Below are 16,323 nucleotides of genomic sequence, written 5' to 3'. Positions count from 1 at the left end.
AAAGGATTTTTCTTGTTTCGGGACTTTTCTATGAAAAAACCCTTGCTGAGTCGGAATTACAATTGACTGCGCAGAGGGTGATTTTAAGTGATACTCTTTGAATATTGTCTAAGCTTCATCCTTAAACTTAAAGCTGCGTGCGGCATACAGAAACGGTGTTCCAACCGCAGTTAATACAAATTTGATAATATACGTCGTCAGGAAGATCTCCAGCCAAACATCCCAAGGATAGATGAACGCAAATGCGATCGTGCAGAACACCAGTGTATCCACGAATGAACTGATGATCGAACTACCGTTGGTGCGTATCCACAACTGATTGCGCCCTGGGGCCACCTTGCGCAGCCAGGAGTACAATCGTACATCCAGGAACTGACTGATAAAGTAAGCCGTCAGACTTCCGAGTGCCAGACGTGGCAGCAGACCAAACAACTTCGCCATGGATTCCTGTGCAAAGTCCGTCGGTGCCGGGTCAAAGAACAACACCATCTGCATCAGAACCGTCGTCATGATCAACGTGAAAAACCCGAACCATACGGCTTTGCGTGCCTCACCTGGTCCATACTTCTCATTAAGAAGGTCACTGGTCAGGTACATGCTGACATACATCGTGTTACCAAGCGTCAGCACGATTCCCATGATATCTATCGTTTTGGTCACCTGAATGTTGGCTATAACCGTAGCCACACCAATCCAGGCATAGAGACCTTTTTTACCGAACAAGCGGTAACACAGCAAGAAAAATCCATAAGTTACGAGAACAAAAACTGCTCCCCACCCTAAGTTAAACATAAATACATACACTGCCTTCCTAGTTTTGATTACGCGGGATGGTTACGAACCGCGGTTTGGCTCAGGGCCAAAACATGAATACTCTATCACATTTCTCGTCCCATGAACAGAACTAAATAACTCCAAGTGTGCCTGACTGACTACGATCCCTTCTATATTCCTCCTCTGTCTCTCTCGACCATACTAGTTTTTCCTACCCCGATTCCCCTTGCCCCGTGTATCGAAAAAGAAGACTGCTTCACCACCGTGCACAGTATAGTTTGATTTCCGCAAAAAAACCGCCCTCCGGATTCCTCCGAAGGACGGCTTTTCTCACTTGATTTGTAGACGGCTCTAGCTATCTTAATGTGAGCTTTTATCTAATCCATTCTGTATTAAGCCTGAGCCGCAGAATCCAGCTCACGGCTTTGATCGTTAAACGTGTCCCGATCGTTTTCCTTCAAAATTCTGCTCGTCACGAGTCCTGATGTCATCGACCCGTTCACGTTAAGCGCTGTACGACCCATGTCGATCAGCGGCTCCACGGAAATGAGCAGTCCAACCAGAGCCACAGGCAGATTCATGGTGGACAATACGATCAGGGAAGCGAAGGTTGCCCCGCCGCCAACGCCAGCCACACCAAACGAACTGATCATGACTACGAGGATCAAAGTCACAATGAAGTCCCAGCTCAGCGGGTCGATGCCGACCGTCGGAGCAATCATCACCGCCAGCATGGCCGGATAGATCCCGGCGCAGCCGTTTTGCCCAATCGTAGCCCCAAAGCTTGCAGACAGGTTCGCAATGCCGTCCGATACGCCGAGTTTCTTCGTCTGTGTCTCCACATTCAGCGGGATCGCCGCTGCACTTGAACGGGACGTAAAGGCAAATACCAGTGTTGGCAGCACCTTCTTCAAATACGTAACCGGGTTGAAGCCGGACAGAGAGATAATGATCAGATGAATAATAAACATGATCGCCAGCGCGATATAAGACGCAATCACGAATTTGATGAGCTTTAATATCTCTTCCGCATTGGTTGTCGCCGTTACCTTTGTAATCAGTGCTAAAATCCCGTAAGGCGTAAGCCTCAGCACCAGTGTAACAATTCGCATAACCACCGCATATACCGCATTAACCATACCGCGGAACGTCTCCGCCTGCTGTGGTTTTTTGCGATCCAGTCCAAGTACGGCTACACCGATAAACGCGGAGAAGATAACCACCGCCAGTGTGGATGTACGACGTTCTCCTGTCATATCTGCAAATGGATTCGAAGGAATGAATTCCAGCACTTGCTGCGGGATGGTCTGATCCTTCACATCAACAAGCCGTTCCTCCACCTTCTGAATCTGCGCATTCTCCCGGTCTCCTCCTTGAATCTCAATGGAAGTCAGGTTGAAGCCCAGACTCGTTACAATGCTGACACCTGCGGCAATCGCTGTGGTGATCAACAGAATGGCAATAATGGAAACACTCATCTTGCCGAGATTTTGTTTGCCCTTCAGATTCATAATGGCCGAAATGATCGACACCATGATCAATGGGATCACGACCATTTGTAACAAACGTACATATCCTGAACCGACCAGATTGAACCAATCGACTGATTTCGTAACAACATCAGAACCTGATGTGTACACCAATTGAAGAATAACCCCGTACACAACCCCCAGTCCCAGACCCGCAAATACGCGTTTTGTAAAGGAGATATGCTTTTTCTGCATCCAGTAGAGGATGCCAAGTAAGGCAAGCATAACCACTACATTCAATATGACTAGAAAAGTATCCATTTCTTTTAAATCCTCCTCAGGTATGTGTGTAACCGGAAAATATCCGATTTTCTCTTTTATCTTTTGTACTTCCGACAAAGACATTTTACAATATAACATATAACAAACTATTCTGGTAGGTATTAATTGATATTATGTAATATGCATGTAACAGATTCATCTATTTCTGAAAAAAATACACCAAATCGTGAAAATTGTTCTATTCAACCTCCGGTTAATTTTGTAATATAGGTATATCCGCTTATTCCCAAGTTTTCTCAACGTATAACTTAGGTCTTTCTTCATTGGTAGATAGGTCTTATGATTACGGAAAAGCGATAATGTTAATGAACATGACGTGAAAGGATGATCATATGTTTCGTAATCGCACCGTTGCCGGTAAAATCAGAGGCACTTTGTTCCTCGTTCTGCTGGTTGCTTCCCTGTTGTTCAGTATTAGTTTTTACGCCGTTTCGATGAATATTATTCAAAGCTACGTGCTGCCGCAGTTTGACAAAGTCCTAAACACGTCCATTCAGGATATATACAAGAATACTTCAGCATCCAAAATCCTACAGGTACAGAGTGGCGGAGCCGGTTCTGAAGGTGCTGCCATGACCGTGGAATCGTATCTGGCAGATAAAGCAAAAGAACATAATTTGGATGCGGCTTACGTTGTTGCTATTCAAGATGGCTCAGCCAAAGTGGTTGTTGCCAACTCTTCCTCAGGCATGAAAGCGCAGGATGAGATCAATGTAGAACCCGCAATGAATGCAGCTATTGAGAACAAAGAAATGGTAATCAGTGAGGTCTACTCCGATTCCTTTGGTGTACATAAAGCAGCCTTTATCCCCATTGCAGGAAGTAACATGATTATGGCTGTGAGCATGGATGCCCAGTTCATTCAAGACAAGATTACCCAGATTTTCTGGTTATGTCTTGGGATTACAGCATTAGTGTTTGTGCTCGGGTGGCTTATCTCCACTAGTATGATCAAAAGAGTGACCAAACCGATCATCAAGCTTGTCCAACATAGTAAACAAATTTCCCAAGGCGATCTGACCGCTGAGCTAGAGATCAAAGGCAAAGATGAAATTGCCCAGCTTGCCGCAAGCTTCCAGACGATGACGCATAACCTGAAAGAAATGATTAGCCGTGCCTTGTCTACATCCAATGAAGTTGTGTCAGGTTCCAATGACCTGCTTCAGCGAGTTGAATCGATGTCTGGTATGGTTCGAAACTCCAGCCGCTCCGCAGAAGATGCAGAAAAAGGTAGTATCAGCATTGCGTCAAGCGCATCCGAGAACGCGAGAGCTATGGAAGAAATTACGCAAGGTATCATGCATATTGCTTCTTCTTCCGCTGAAGTATCTGACCAGATTGGTGAAGCAGCCAACGAGGCAGTTAACGGTAACCGACTGGCTCAGAATGCCATTGAGCAGATGGAGCGTGTAGGCCAGACAGCAAGCGAATCGTTGCGTTATGTCGAAACTATGAATGAACGTTCGGTAGCTATCGGCACCATTGTTGCTTCCATTTTTGAAATCACCAAACAGATTAACATGCTGTCACTCAACGCCTCCATTGAAGCAGCACGTGCCGGAGAACATGGCCGCGGATTCGCTGTTGTTGCTGGAGAAGTTCGCAAACTTGCCGAGCAATCCAAGACAGCCACCGAAGAAATTTCGGATTATCTGGGTACCATTCGTGAAGACGCTGAACGCTCGGTTGACGCCATGAACCGTGTAACCCAGGAGATTGGTTCAGGTACAACTGTTGTTCAACAAGCAGGCTCAGCCTTCCAGCAGCTGAATGAATTGATCCAGAACGTGAATCTGACCATTCAGACCGTCTCTGCTTCTACACAACAAGTATCCGCTGGTGCTGAAGAAGTGAGTGCGTCCGTTGAAGAAACGGCACAGATTACGACCAAATCCCGTGAAAGTATGCTACAGATTGCTTCAACAGCAGATCTTCAGCTCAGCGAGATGGATTCACATTCGAATACGGTTCGTCATCTGCATGAACAAGCTGTAGAGCTGCAATCCGCTATGAAGAATTTCAAAATAAACTAACAGGTTAACCATTAACCTATCATCACCTGATTTAAACCTCATTTAATCATAGGATATACAATACCCCCATGCCGCTAACATTCCGTTTCTAGAGAACGGGTTGTCGGGCATGGGGGTATTGTTGTTTCACTTGGGTGCCTGAACACCCATAATCTCGTACACGCGCTTCATATCCAATGCCAAACGCAACGATTCGGCTACACGATCGAACTCCATCTCCTTACGTTCATGCGCACTATATGTCTCCTGAAGCAGCGGCAGTCCTTTTCCTGCACGCAAGGCATTCAGCCACGAACGTCGGAATTGATCACTTTCAAACAAACCATGCAGGTAGGTTCCCCACACGCTGCCATCTACTGAGCCCCAGCCTTCTTGGAAAGGTTGGCCACCTGGATGGGATATTTCAAATAGTGCGGTTACACGTTCAGGCTCGTGGCACTCTGTAACACCCATATGGATCTCATATCCATGAATAGGTAATGGAGATGTTTCCACATCTGGTTCACCAAACAGACGAATCGGATTCTGAGGTTGCACCCGTCCGGAAGCCCTGACTGTCTGTTTTTCCTGAAGAAATGTTGTCGATAGCGGAAGCCAGCCAAGTCCCTTCGCTTCCTGGATCTGATTCGCCTCCACTGCAAACGGGTCCTTCAGATGTCTTCCAAGCATCTGGTATCCACCACATATCCCTACGAGCTGAACGTTATCACGTTCGGTCTGACTGGCAATCGCTTGCTCCAGTCCAGACTCACGCAGGAACGCCAGATCCCCTATGGTATCCTTCGTACCCGGTAGAAGAATGGCATCCGGACTGCCCAATTCCTCTGGCGAGGTCACGTAACGCACATTCACATCCGGTTCACGGGAAAGTGCGTCAAAGTCTGTAAAGTTGGAGATTCGCGGATATCGGATCACCGCCAGATCCAGCTCGGTTTTGCCGGATTTCCCATGACGCATGGAGTCCAGCACCACTGAATCCTCTGCTTCAATCTGAATATCTCTTATGTAAGGCAACACACCTAATACTGGAATGCCTGTCCGTTCTTCGAGCCAGTCGAGTCCCGGCTGCAACAGGGACAGATCGCCGCGAAACTTGTTGATAATGAACCCTTTGACTCGCGCCACCTCATGGGGTTCCAGCAGCTCCAGCGTACCTACAATGGAAGCAAACACTCCGCCCCGATCAATATCGGAGATCAGAATCACCGGCGCATCGGCCCAGCCTGCCAGATTCATGTTGACGATATCCCGGTCCTTCAGATTGATTTCGGCCGGACTGCCCGCTCCTTCCATCAGCACAATATCATAGGTATCCCGTAGCCGATTCAACGCATCCATCACCGTCTGCTTTGCTTCAGGCAGAAACTTCTGGCGATAATCTGATGCACTCATCTGGGCAAAAGGTACACCATGTACCACGATCTGCGAATGCATGTCCCGCACCGGTTTGATCAGGATCGGGTTCATGTCGGTTGTCGCCTCAATACCGCAGGCTTCAGCTTGTGCCCCCTGAGCCCGACCAATCTCCTTACCATCTTCTGTTACGTAGGAATTCAGTGCCATATTCTGTGACTTGAACGGGGCTGGCTTGAAGCCGTCCTGCTTAAATATACGGCACAGCGCCGTTGTGATGACACTTTTGCCTACATCGGAAGCCGTTCCTTGCAGCATCAGTACCGCCGCTGGTTGTGATGGCCTATCTTCCACGCTCTCTCCCCCTGTCTCCGTGTTATATCCAGATCACCTTGCTACCAACCTCATGCGTAACACTTTCCATACTGCTTCATACTTCAAAAGTTACAGCCAGAACAGTCCTTGAAGCACGCTCAGCACGGTCAACAAAGCCGCCTCCAGCAGCTCATTCATGGCACCATACGTATCCCCGGTTAAACCACCGAGCCGTTCACTGATCCGGGCAGCCACGAATCGGCCGATATAATAACACGCCACAGGCAGTACAATAACCGCCGTCACCGGGTATAGCCACCATGGCAGTGTTCCCAGCCCACTCACCATCGCATCTGCAATCCCCATATCCGGCTTGAAAAGCCACACCGCGGCAAACGTAACTGCCCCTGCGATCAGGGTCAGCCCCACGGCTGAGCTGCGTGAACGCTGGACTTCCTTCCGCTCACCGAGACCTTTGAACAATACCGCAAGTCCATCATCTCCGCGTGCATTCGGCCAGGCCGACATTGCATACACCATGAACCAACGGCTCCAGATCATGGGCAGGATCAGCAGCGCACCGTACATCCAGTGGCCCCGGGCAATAAAATCAGCGATCAGCGCAGCCTTCATCATCAGAAGCAACACGCAGGCGATCACGCCCATTGCCCCGACACGACTGTCTTTCATAATCTCCAGCATCCGCTCACGGGTACGATAACTGAGCAAACCATCCGCCGTATCCATCCATCCGTCAAGGTGGAGCCCTCCGGTGAGCCATACCCATAACGTCAAGGTCAGGACGGCTGCCGGGAAGGCGGGAAGCACTGCACCGCTTAAGGCTCCCATGAGCCAGACACACAGACCAATTGCTGCACCGACCAGCGGGTAAAAGACAACACTTTCCCGCAGCAGCGACGGGACAAAATCGATTTGCATTTTGACAGGGAAACGGGACAAAAATTGAAAAGCGGCTGCCGCCGCATGTTTGCGCTGAGGAGCAGGCGTGCCATCCTTCATAAGCGGTACTCCTTGCTTTTTAGTTCAATCGCAATGCCTACGGTCACCAGAAACACTTCACCGCATATCGCCGCAATGCGCTGATTCAGTACACCGGCCAAATCCCGATATCTCCTGCCAAGGGCATATTCCGGTACGATCCCGTCCCCTACTTCATTCGTAACCAGAACAAGTAAACCGGGATAGGTTCGAATCGCTTCAACCAGCGCGTCCAAATGTCCCTGTAACACCTGCTTCTCGTCATGCTCATGCGCTAACAAAACATTTGTCAGCCACAGCGTCAGGCAATCCACCAGAACGGTGGGTGCAGAAGTCCCTGTATGCCCTTCACCCATGCGGTTTATCAAAGCAGGCAGATGTATCGGCTCTTCCGTTGTATGCCACAGATATCCCGATGCCTCACGCTGATGCTGATGCATGGCGATACGCTCACGCATTTCATCATCGTAGGCCTGAGCTGTCGCCACATACCAGGCCTCCGAGGAACGCTGCATGCAGAGACGCTCGGCAAAGGAGCTTTTGCCACTGCGTGCGCCGCCTGTCACCAGTACGCTCATCGGGAACTCTCTCCTTGCAGGGATGAATCAACCGACGCAGCAGAGTCCGAAGCATGGCTTGCCCCGTCCGAGACACCCGCGCTTGCAAAGGTTGCCATCTCGTTCAGAATGAGACATGCTGCGTCAATCAGATGAAGACTGAGCACGCCGCCTGTGCCTTCACCCAGACGCATGTCCAGATCCAGCATCGATTTCAGGTCCAGTTCACGCAGCAGCGCTCCATGCCCATTTTCATGTGAAGTATGAGAAGCGATCATATAAGCCGTACTCAGAGGTGCAAGTTGTCTTGCAACCAGCGCTGCCGCGGTAGAGATGAACCCGTCTACAACGACCGGACACCGATGAGCAGCTGCTGCGAGGATAACCCCCGTGAGTCCAGCAATCTCCAGTCCACCCACCTTGCACAGAACATCCAGTGCATCATCCGGGTTCGGTGCGTTTACACTAAGCGCCTGGCTGACTACAGCAGCCTTGCGCTGCAAGCCTGCATCATCAATCCCTGTACCTCTCCCCACAGCGGCAGCTGGTGCAACTCCGGTTAACGCGCTCATTACCGCAGCACTTGCAGTTGTGTTGCCAATTCCCATCTCCCCGGTGACAAACAGCTGTGTTCCCTTCGCCACCTCTGCCGATACAACTTCGGCTCCTGCAAGGATAGCCCGAACTGCCTCACCCCGGGTCATCGCTGCCCCTCGGGCCATGTTGGCCGTGCCTTTGCGAATTTTGCGGGAGAGCAGGTCCGGATGTTCAAGATCGGCATTCACCCCGATATCCACACAGATCACATCAGCTCCGGCGTGACGTGCAAGCACATTCACGGCTGCGCCCCCAGCGAGGAAATTCAGGACCATCTGCGGGGTTACTTCAGCAGGAAAAGCACTGATGCCTTCTTCCACTACGCCGTGATCTGCGGCCATGACAATGACCGCCCGGTGATCAAAACGCGGACGTGCATTGCCCGTCATACCTGCCAGGCGGATCACCAGCTCTTCCAGTTTGCCCAGACTCCCCGGCGGCTTTGTCAACGAATCCACATGTCCAGAGGTTTCTGCCGCGACTTCCTGATCAGGAGCAGTAATCTTACTTATTAAATGCTCCAACACCTGTTCATTATTCATACAACCAGCACTTCCTTCATCAAAATATGGGTTGCCCCGCTTCATTTAATCGATGTCCCGCCGCAGCAGCAGTTGAGGTATGGCATGGTCGGGATGGGAGACAATCGCGGGTTTGACGCGAAATATATCCTGGATATTCTCATCATTGATCAACGTATGAGGTGTGCCCTTTCCAACCGCCATGCCCTCACGGAGCGCCAGAATGTGATCGCAAAATAACGCGGCCAGATTCAGATCATGCAGCACAGCCACAATTGTAATGTTATTTCTCTGTCGCCATGCCGATAACAATTCCATGAATTGCAATTGATATTTAATATCCAGAAACGTGGTCGGCTCGTCCAGCAGCAGTAACCTCGGCTCCTGAGCCATAACTTTGGCTAGTGCGACCCGCTGCCGTTGCCCGCCGCTGAGTGCATCCAGCGGTCTGTCTGCCAGCTCTGTCAATCCCAGGTCTTCGAGCACCCTGTCCACCACAAGCGCCCCATCACCCGTTTCCCGCCCCAGCCAGTTCTGGTATGGATATCGCCCCATCTCCACCACGTCTCGTACAGGATAGGAGATGGCTGGCAAGCCATCCTGCTGCAATACAGCGATCATGCGCGACAGGTCCTTACGGCTGTAAAAGCCAATATCTCGACCATCGATACAGATCTGACCTTCGCTTAACTGTTCCGTTCCGGCAATAAGCTGGATCAGGGTGGACTTGCCGCTGCCGTTTGGTCCGACAACTCCCCACCAGTCACCTTCGCCAACATGCCAGTCTACATTACGCAATGCCTGATGATTGCCATATGACTTCCCTGCTCCCTTAATGGAGATAAGTGAAGTCGAGTTGGAACTGGTACTGGAATTCATGGCATCATCCCCTTCTGCAACTTTTTGTTCCGGTGCAGCAGGTAAGCAAAGAACGGCGCACCAACAAAGGCGGTGACAACACCGAGCGGAATTTCAGTTGGCGCCAGCAACGACCTTGCGATGGTATCTGCCCACACCATGAAGATCGCTCCACCAATGGCAGACAAAGGTACCAGCAGTCGGTAATCCGGTCCCACCACCAGCCGCAACATATGCGGGATCACCAATCCAACAAATCCAATGACACCCGATACCGAGACAGCCCCAGCAGTCAGCAGTGTGCCAACTGCCAGCACGGAAAGCTTAAGCCTGTCCACTCCGATCCCGATATGTGCCGCTTGACGTTCTCCCAGTGCAAGCACATTCAACGATCGTGCGCGGCTCCAGAGAAAAACCAGCCCTAACAGAAAATACGGGAAAAGGATGGCCGTATACGACCACCCACGCAGAGCCAGACTTCCCATCGTCCAGTATATAATTTCATTAATCGTCTGTTTCGACATGGTCGACAGGAAGGAAACAACTGCGCCCAGGAAACTTTGCATGACCACACCAGCCAGAATGAGGCTGTGTGTAGGTATTTTACGCCCTTCACGAGCCAGTGCCATAACAAACCATAACGTGATTACACCCGTCAAAAACGCCACCAGTGGCAACGTCCAGATTCCGATCAGTGCATACTGCAATCCGAAGAAAATCAGAAAGGCTGCACCCACCGAAGCACCGGATGACACGCCCAGGGTGAACGGGTCTGCCAGTGGGTTCCGAAGAACCCCCTGGAATCCCGTACCGGCAATCGCCAACGATGCGCCCACGAGCACGGCAAGCAGTACACGTGGGAATCTGACTTTCCAGATAATCTGTTCGGCTGCCTTATTCCAATCCGGTGTAATCCAATCGCCCACCCAGGGAATTTTATGAATCAGGATACCTGCAATATCCCGGATCGGCAACGCTACTGAACCAATGCCCGTGCAGATGAGCACGGTGAGCACCAGCAGCACCATGCCCGTCGTTCCGAACAGGATCAGCTTTTTACTCATTGGAATAAGTCAGGGTAGATCGCTTTGGCTACTTCTTTCAACCCTTGAGTTACCCGTGGACCCGGACGGCTCAGCAGGTTGGCATCCAGGCCAATAACCGCGTCATTTTTCACAGCCGTAATTTGATCCCAGCCACTGCGCGCCTTGATGATCTGATCCAGTGTTTTGGAGTTTTCATCAATTACATCGTTGGCATACAGGATCACATCCGGATTGGAGGCAATCACGTTCTCTTCATTGATTTCATACCAACCCTCTTTGTCCGAAGCAATATTGCTGCCACCGGCTACAGTGATGAGTTCATCCATAAATTCGCCTTTACCCACAGTCCAGCCTGGGGAGAATTCAACGTATACTTTTTTCTTATCTTCCGGTTTAACTGCCTTCACTGCTTCCGTTACATCCGTAACGTCCTGTTTCATCTGAGTGATGATTTCTTGTGCTTTTTCCTGATGATCGGTAATTTTACCGAAGGTTTCGATATTATTCATCACATCGTCAATGGATTTAGGATCCGTTTTGAAAATGGTAATGCCCAGTTCACGAAGTTTCTTCACCGCATCCTCACTCATGGAGATACCTGTGAAGACGATGTCGGCTTCAGCGGCAATGATGGACTCTTCATTGGGCTTGGTAATACCGCCCATTTTAGCTTTGGTTGTTGCCGCTTCCGGATAATCGTCATAGTCGGATACACCAACGATTTGATCGTCCAACCCAAGAGCAAACAGGGATTCCGTCTCAGCTGGAGACACGGATACGATTTTGGCCGGTGCCTTTTCAAAGGTGAACGATTCACCCGTTGCATCCGTAACGGTAAGTGGATATTGTGTTTTGAGGTCCGTCTGCGCCTGGCCTTGGGATTGCTCCTGTGCCGGTTGCTGTGAAGTACCTGTGCCCTCGTTTGTTGTTGCATTTCCACATCCGGCCAAAGCCAGTGCGAGTGCCGCTGCACTTAGCAGGGACGCTACGCTTTTCCAATTCTTGAAATTCATTCTGTTGTTCTCCCCTTCTCTAATTGTACTATTTTCTTGCATCGTGCTCGAACTCTTATTCCCCATGTCTTGGTGTTCCTGTACAAGTTAAACCCATCAATTTTACACAAGTCCACTCCGATTGCAGTACCATCTTCCGATCGCTGTTATCCCCAGATTTTTTTGATTCCCTTTTCGAAAGGGAAAATCCGGGGATAAAGGCGAACACTCCGTTTCTTCAGATCGGTTCTGCACTCTTCGTTAACGTGTAAAAGTTCGGTTCATCTTACATGAACAATAAAAAATCCCCAATCCTTGGACAAGGATCAGGGATGACGTCTCGCATATGGCGATCTGTACATGTCCAACCAAGGGTTGTCCATGCGCATAGAATAGCCCGAAACGCTGTCCTTTCCTCGAAGGAACACCGGTTTGTACGTCCAGGGCAGGTAACCTGACTTACAGGAATCATCCTGTTTTACAGTGGCGGGACCGTGCCGGATTTGCACCGGCTTCCCCATTTCACCCTTGTGTGTTTCGTGACTCGTACTAATCTGCCATGAAAACAGCCTTCACACGCGGGACCCTTGGTCGCTGATATGGTAAACCATTGTCGTGTAATTTCTGCATGTTGCATACTCGTTCAGGCTTCACAACCTGAAGCGTATCTGTACCATGCTGAAGTCACACTTCTGTTGTGATTATAGGGTATATTGTACATCCTTACAACCCGATTGGCGGAAAAGTCATTCTGCTGCCAAACCACTCATTCCCCTGTTGTTCAAGCTGAACCTGAATCGCCTGTCCCGGTACGACATGTGTATCCCAGAACCCAAGCCCGGCAATCAGACGGGACAAGGCATATCGGATGACACCACCATGCGTAACCACAACTATGGTTGGCACTTGACCCTCATTAACGTGCGTCGAAGGACGGCCCTCCAATAACATCTCTTGGAGAAAGGAGTCCAACCGTCCGGTAAACTCCTGCCACGATTCCCCCTCAGGCGGAGTGACCTCCTGCGGGGCATCTATCCAGTTTCGGTACACAGAATTATCCTTGAGCTGCTCATACGTCAGCCCTTCCCACTGTCCAAAATCATTCTCCCGCAGGCGTGAGTCAAACTTCACCTGTCCGCTGGCATCAGGAAGAATCTGTTCCAGCGTCTGCCGGCAGCGAAGCAGATCACTGCAATATACCTCATTCCACGAAACACGGCTCAATTGTTCATGAAGCGGAGCCAGTTCTTCTTTGGCATTTGGCAGCAGACCGATGTCGGTATGCCCCAAGTATCTTTTTTCCACATTCCACAGTGTTGTCCCATGACGGACCCACAGAATGTTTCGTTTCAGTGAGCCGGGTTGATCTGTATGTACTTCATTGCCTGCATTCCCTTTATTTACGGCCATAACAGCGTCCCTCCTGCCAGCCACACTCCCAGCGTTATGAACATGCACAGTACAACAAAAGCCCCTGCCGACCAGAACATCAGGCGTGACGTTTGCACAATATCCTCGGCTTCCATCGGCCTTGTGGCCTCGCCCATGTAGGCCCGAAATGAAGCAACTCCGTGATACACGTTATGTCCGCCAAGCCGGATGCCCAGTGCTCCAGCCACCGCAGATTCGGGAAAACCGCTATTCGGACTTGGATGCAGTCTTGCATCCCGTGTGACCATGCGTGCTGCTCCTTTGGCGTCCAGCTTCATGACCCAGGCACCCACGATTAACAGAATTGCGGTCAGCCGGGCAGGTATCCAGTTCGCCACATCATCCAGACGGGCCGAGGCCCAGCCAAGATGCAGATACTTGTCATTTTTATATCCGACCATGGAATCCAGCGTGTTGACGGCGCGATAAGCCATGGCTAGTGGAGCGCCTCCAATGAGTGCATAAAATAACGGCGATACAATGGCATCCACGATATTTTCGGCAACTGTCTCTACCGTTCCCCGCACAACCTCCGGTTCATCCAGATGCGCCGTATCACGTCCAACAATCATGCCCAGTGAACGTCTGGCCGCCGGCCAATCCTGCTGCTTCAGATGACGATACACTTCCATACCTGCATCCTTCAGCCCTTTTGAAGCAATGGTCGTTGCAATGAGCACCACTTCAGCTGCCGCTGCAATGACAGGATGAATCAGCCCAAGCACATATACGAGTCCCCAGGTGATGGCAAAAGAACCCCCTGCAATCACAATCGGGAACAACAGCCCGGCTCTCTTCAGCCCCGAATCTGTGCTCACACGCGAGCGAATGACACGCTCCAACGCCGAGATGCCTTTTCCCATGCCAATCACCGGGTGGGGAATCCAGCGCGGATCTCCGATACATCGGTCCAACAGGTACGCCAGTATAATAATCCAGGCTCCCGCCATGCCTGTCCAGAATGGCCAGGTCCATAGATGCTCCAGCTCAAAAGTCATTTGTGCCTGATCCTCTCTTTCCATAACAGTCCGGCCTGAAGGCTCTCCGTCACCGTGTCGTATACCAATCTGCCGATTGCCGCCCCTGCCGTAGTTGCTGTCCCGGCATAAGTGATCATCGGATGAGGTTCCTCCACTCGCTGACGTACCGCAAACACGATGGCATCGGTTGTGGTGCCGGTGGCGGGCAACCCGTTCTCCGAATCCAGAACACCCGCATCTGCCAGCGCGGCCGCTTTGGCTTCCACTGCCGTCTGTACCGCATTCACCATCGCCCCGGTGGTCATGCGTCCATTCAACCAGAGCATGATGTTAATTGTACCCGGGACATAGGGGGGCATCGTTAGATTCCGTGCTGAAGGAGCAGAGCGCTCCCTACCGGAAGACATCTTCATATTTCCTGCCGTATCAAATACCGTTCTCTCCGACCCCACACGGGCTGCATTCGATACACCCGCAGTGGTACAGCACAGAAGACCAAATTCATCACTTGTATATTCCTGAATGGAGGTATGCTCCAGCCTTACGGCCGTCAATAATCCGGCGCATTGATCCCGCGGCTCATGCCATTCGTTCAGTGCTTGTTCGATGTCACGCGGCGGATCATCACAGCGGTAATGCCTGTCCACATAGATGTTAAAAATGCGATCCAGTTCAAACATCCCACCGCCATATACCGCACTCGACAGCGCTTGGGCAGCCCTTGGGCTCTGAGCTTTGATATGTCGTTCATGTGCAGATATGTTCAGTCCCGGCCAGGAAGAGGAAGCATATTCATTCTCGTCTGTTTCTCTATTCGTAAAGTAGTTATAAAACGGGAGTGTCATTGCCGCTTCCCTCCCTGTTCCTGTTCAGAATCTTTTGTCTGCTCCTGCTGACTTGATTCATGAATGGAGGTCTTATCAACATTCGGACATCCCTGGGTTTCCAGCACGCTGCCCAGCACTTCCAGTAATATAGCATTGGCGTCTGCATCCTTGACCGCAAAACGCACATGCCCTGCGTCAAGCCCCGGATACATGGCACAGCTGCGAATCAGAATGCCCCTTCGGCCCAACGCCTCCTGCATTGATGCCGCTGTCCAAGGGGTCGGCACACGTGCCAAAATAAAGTTCGCCTCTCCCGGTGTCACCACGCATCCGTACGCCTTCAGCCCTTCGATGAGACGCCCCCGTTCCCGCGTGATCTGTGACATGGTCTCCTGTTCGTACCGTTCTCCACTGCGCAGACAGGCTTCACCTGCCATGAGCGCCAGACCGTTGACACTCCAGGTCACCTGTTTCTTCGTCATCGCCTGAATGTATTCGGCACGGCCCAAAGCATATCCGAGACGCAAGCCCGGAATGGCATAAAACTTCGTCATCGAGCGAATGATGATCACATTTGGATAGTCATTCAGATGTGCTGCCAGGGATTGGCGCCGGGCTACCGGAATAAAATCCATAAAGGCCTCGTCAATGATGAGTACGGTTCCCGTTTCTTCCGCTTTGCGGGCAAGCCTTTGCATTACCTCAAGCGGATATTGTAAACCGTTTGGATTGTTGGGTTGGCCGAGGAAGAGCAGGTCTACCTTTTCCATGAGCTGCTCGATGTCCCCGGGTTCCGCTCGCCACGCCAGTTCTTCTCTGCCCTCCGTATGCACAACTTCGGCACCGAATTGTCGTGCCAACGCCCGGTACTCCGAGAATCCCGGTTCCACCGTACCCACCTTGCGCGGGGCAAGCCCCAGCAGAATGAGCGCCATGCTTTCGGCTGCACCGTTGCCCACGGAAATCTGCTCCTGCATCACACCAAGGCGCTCGCTCAGCAGTGCTTTGAATCCCCGATGCCCCGGATCGGGATACCGAATCACCGACTGCCATCCTTGCTGTATAGCCTCCAGCACCCCTCTGGGCGGACCGAGCGGATTAATGTTGGCACTGAAATCCAGAAAATCAGCAGCTTCCCTCCCAAATCGTGACGCAGCCGTCTCCACGTCCCCGCCATGTCCGAACACTTCGATATAACCGGTCATTCTTCCGTCATCCTTTCTGTATGT

The 16,323-nt window shown here is 51.0% G+C and carries 14 protein-coding genes and 1 riboswitch; of the genes, 1 reads left to right on the top strand and 13 read right to left on the bottom strand.

From position 1 onward, the window contains the following. Window positions 1-108: 108 nt before the first annotated feature. Both V6669_RS07465 and V6669_RS07460 read right to left on the bottom strand, forming a co-directional pair. Window positions 109-792, bottom strand: coding sequence for a queuosine precursor transporter (locus V6669_RS07465; RefSeq protein ID WP_017689950.1), 684 nt, complete (start codon window positions 790-792; stop codon window positions 109-111). 374 nt (window positions 793-1,166) lie between these two features. Next, window positions 1,167-2,564 carry an L-cystine transporter gene (locus tag V6669_RS07460; protein ID WP_091033512.1) on the bottom strand — a complete coding sequence of 466 codons (1,398 nt, stop codon included), beginning with the start codon at window positions 2,562-2,564 and terminating at the stop codon, window positions 1,167-1,169. Window positions 2,565-2,917: 353 nt separating this feature from the next. On the opposite strand from V6669_RS07460, the gene V6669_RS07455 reads away from it, so the two are divergent. Next, a complete protein-coding gene (locus tag V6669_RS07455) occupies window positions 2,918-4,618 on the top strand; it encodes a methyl-accepting chemotaxis protein (protein WP_338592331.1) in 1,701 nt (566 codons plus the stop codon). 126 nt (window positions 4,619-4,744) lie between these two features. Here V6669_RS07455 and V6669_RS07450 read toward each other — a convergent pair whose 3' ends face one another. The 11 genes from V6669_RS07450 to cobD form a co-directional block, all read right to left on the bottom strand. Continuing rightward, window positions 4,745-6,289, bottom strand: coding sequence for a cobyric acid synthase (locus V6669_RS07450; RefSeq protein WP_338594876.1), 1,545 nt, complete (start codon window positions 6,287-6,289; stop codon window positions 4,745-4,747). Window positions 6,290-6,415: 126 nt separating this feature from the next. Further along, entirely contained in the window at window positions 6,416-7,306 is an 891-nt protein-coding gene (gene cobS, locus V6669_RS07445; RefSeq protein ID WP_338592328.1) for an adenosylcobinamide-GDP ribazoletransferase, read from the bottom strand. Further along, on the bottom strand, window positions 7,303-7,863 hold the full coding sequence (gene cobU, locus V6669_RS07440) for a bifunctional adenosylcobinamide kinase/adenosylcobinamide-phosphate guanylyltransferase (protein WP_338592325.1): 561 nt from the start codon (window positions 7,861-7,863) through the stop codon (window positions 7,303-7,305). Before cobU ends, cobS begins: the two co-directional genes overlap by 4 nt. After that, complete coding sequence (cobT, locus tag V6669_RS07435) at window positions 7,860-8,981, bottom strand: nicotinate-nucleotide--dimethylbenzimidazole phosphoribosyltransferase (RefSeq protein WP_338592322.1); 1,122 nt, start codon at window positions 8,979-8,981, stop codon at window positions 7,860-7,862. Before cobT ends, cobU begins: the two co-directional genes overlap by 4 nt. Before the next feature lie 45 nt (window positions 8,982-9,026). Then, complete coding sequence (locus V6669_RS07430; protein WP_338592319.1) at window positions 9,027-9,839, bottom strand: ABC transporter ATP-binding protein; 813 nt, start codon at window positions 9,837-9,839, stop codon at window positions 9,027-9,029. Further along, complete coding sequence (locus V6669_RS07425; RefSeq protein ID WP_338592317.1) at window positions 9,836-10,882, bottom strand: iron chelate uptake ABC transporter family permease subunit; 1,047 nt, start codon at window positions 10,880-10,882, stop codon at window positions 9,836-9,838. The genes V6669_RS07430 and V6669_RS07425 overlap by 4 nt, the downstream gene beginning before the upstream one ends. Further along, entirely contained in the window at window positions 10,879-11,877 is a 999-nt protein-coding gene (locus V6669_RS07420; protein WP_074094019.1) for an ABC transporter substrate-binding protein, read from the bottom strand. The genes V6669_RS07425 and V6669_RS07420 overlap by 4 nt, the downstream gene beginning before the upstream one ends. Window positions 11,878-12,282: 405 nt before the next feature. Further along, a riboswitch (cobalamin riboswitch) is annotated at window positions 12,283-12,419 on the bottom strand. A gap of 160 nt (window positions 12,420-12,579) precedes the next feature. Then, window positions 12,580-13,266 (bottom strand): histidine phosphatase family protein, encoded by a 687-nt coding sequence (locus V6669_RS07415; protein ID WP_338592314.1) that lies wholly within the window; start codon window positions 13,264-13,266, stop codon window positions 12,580-12,582. Next, window positions 13,257-14,237 (bottom strand): adenosylcobinamide-phosphate synthase CbiB, encoded by a 981-nt coding sequence (gene cbiB, locus V6669_RS07410; protein WP_338594874.1) that lies wholly within the window; start codon window positions 14,235-14,237, stop codon window positions 13,257-13,259. Before cbiB ends, V6669_RS07415 begins: the two co-directional genes overlap by 10 nt. 44 nt (window positions 14,238-14,281) lie before the next feature. After that, window positions 14,282-15,112 carry an adenosylcobinamide amidohydrolase gene (locus tag V6669_RS07405; RefSeq protein WP_338592312.1) on the bottom strand — a complete coding sequence of 277 codons (831 nt, stop codon included), beginning with the start codon at window positions 15,110-15,112 and terminating at the stop codon, window positions 14,282-14,284. Beyond that, a complete protein-coding gene (gene cobD, locus V6669_RS07400; protein ID WP_338592310.1) occupies window positions 15,109-16,299 on the bottom strand; it encodes a threonine-phosphate decarboxylase CobD in 1,191 nt (396 codons plus the stop codon). The genes V6669_RS07405 and cobD overlap by 4 nt, the downstream gene beginning before the upstream one ends. Between the last annotated feature and the right edge of the window lie 24 nt (window positions 16,300-16,323).

It is taken from the genome of Paenibacillus sp. Y5S-9, from assembly GCF_036894235.1.
Taxonomy (GTDB): domain Bacteria; phylum Bacillota; class Bacilli; order Paenibacillales; family Paenibacillaceae; genus Paenibacillus.
Note: the sequence above shows the minus strand (reverse complement) of the source record. Positions and strands in the feature narration are given on the sequence as shown.

What these genes read in the sequence shown, in the direction of transcription:
- V6669_RS07465 (WP_017689950.1), bottom strand. Translation starts at nt 792, where the DNA reads ATGTTTAACTTAGGGTGGGGAGCAGTTTTTGTTCTCGTAACTTATGGA.
- V6669_RS07460 (WP_091033512.1), bottom strand. Translation starts at nt 2,564, where the DNA reads ATGGATACTTTTCTAGTCATATTGAATGTAGTGGTTATGCTTGCCTTA.
- V6669_RS07455 (WP_338592331.1), top strand. Translation starts at nt 2,918, where the DNA reads ATGTTTCGTAATCGCACCGTTGCCGGTAAAATCAGAGGCACTTTGTTC.
- V6669_RS07450 (WP_338594876.1), bottom strand. Translation starts at nt 6,289, where the DNA reads ATGCTGCAAGGAACGGCTTCCGATGTAGGCAAAAGTGTCATCACAACG.
- cobS (WP_338592328.1), bottom strand. Translation starts at nt 7,306, where the DNA reads ATGAAGGATGGCACGCCTGCTCCTCAGCGCAAACATGCGGCGGCAGCC.
- cobU (WP_338592325.1), bottom strand. Translation starts at nt 7,863, where the DNA reads ATGAGCGTACTGGTGACAGGCGGCGCACGCAGTGGCAAAAGCTCCTTT.
- cobT (WP_338592322.1), bottom strand. Translation starts at nt 8,981, where the DNA reads ATGAATAATGAACAGGTGTTGGAGCATTTAATAAGTAAGATTACTGCT.
- V6669_RS07430 (WP_338592319.1), bottom strand. Translation starts at nt 9,839, where the DNA reads ATGAATTCCAGTACCAGTTCCAACTCGACTTCACTTATCTCCATTAAG.
- V6669_RS07425 (WP_338592317.1), bottom strand. Translation starts at nt 10,882, where the DNA reads ATGAGTAAAAAGCTGATCCTGTTCGGAACGACGGGCATGGTGCTGCTG.
- V6669_RS07420 (WP_074094019.1), bottom strand. Translation starts at nt 11,877, where the DNA reads ATGAATTTCAAGAATTGGAAAAGCGTAGCGTCCCTGCTAAGTGCAGCG.
- V6669_RS07415 (WP_338592314.1), bottom strand. Translation starts at nt 13,266, where the DNA reads ATGGCCGTAAATAAAGGGAATGCAGGCAATGAAGTACATACAGATCAA.
- cbiB (WP_338594874.1), bottom strand. Translation starts at nt 14,237, where the DNA reads ATGGCGGGAGCCTGGATTATTATACTGGCGTACCTGTTGGACCGATGT.
- V6669_RS07405 (WP_338592312.1), bottom strand. Translation starts at nt 15,112, where the DNA reads ATGACACTCCCGTTTTATAACTACTTTACGAATAGAGAAACAGACGAG.
- cobD (WP_338592310.1), bottom strand. Translation starts at nt 16,299, where the DNA reads ATGACCGGTTATATCGAAGTGTTCGGACATGGCGGGGACGTGGAGACG.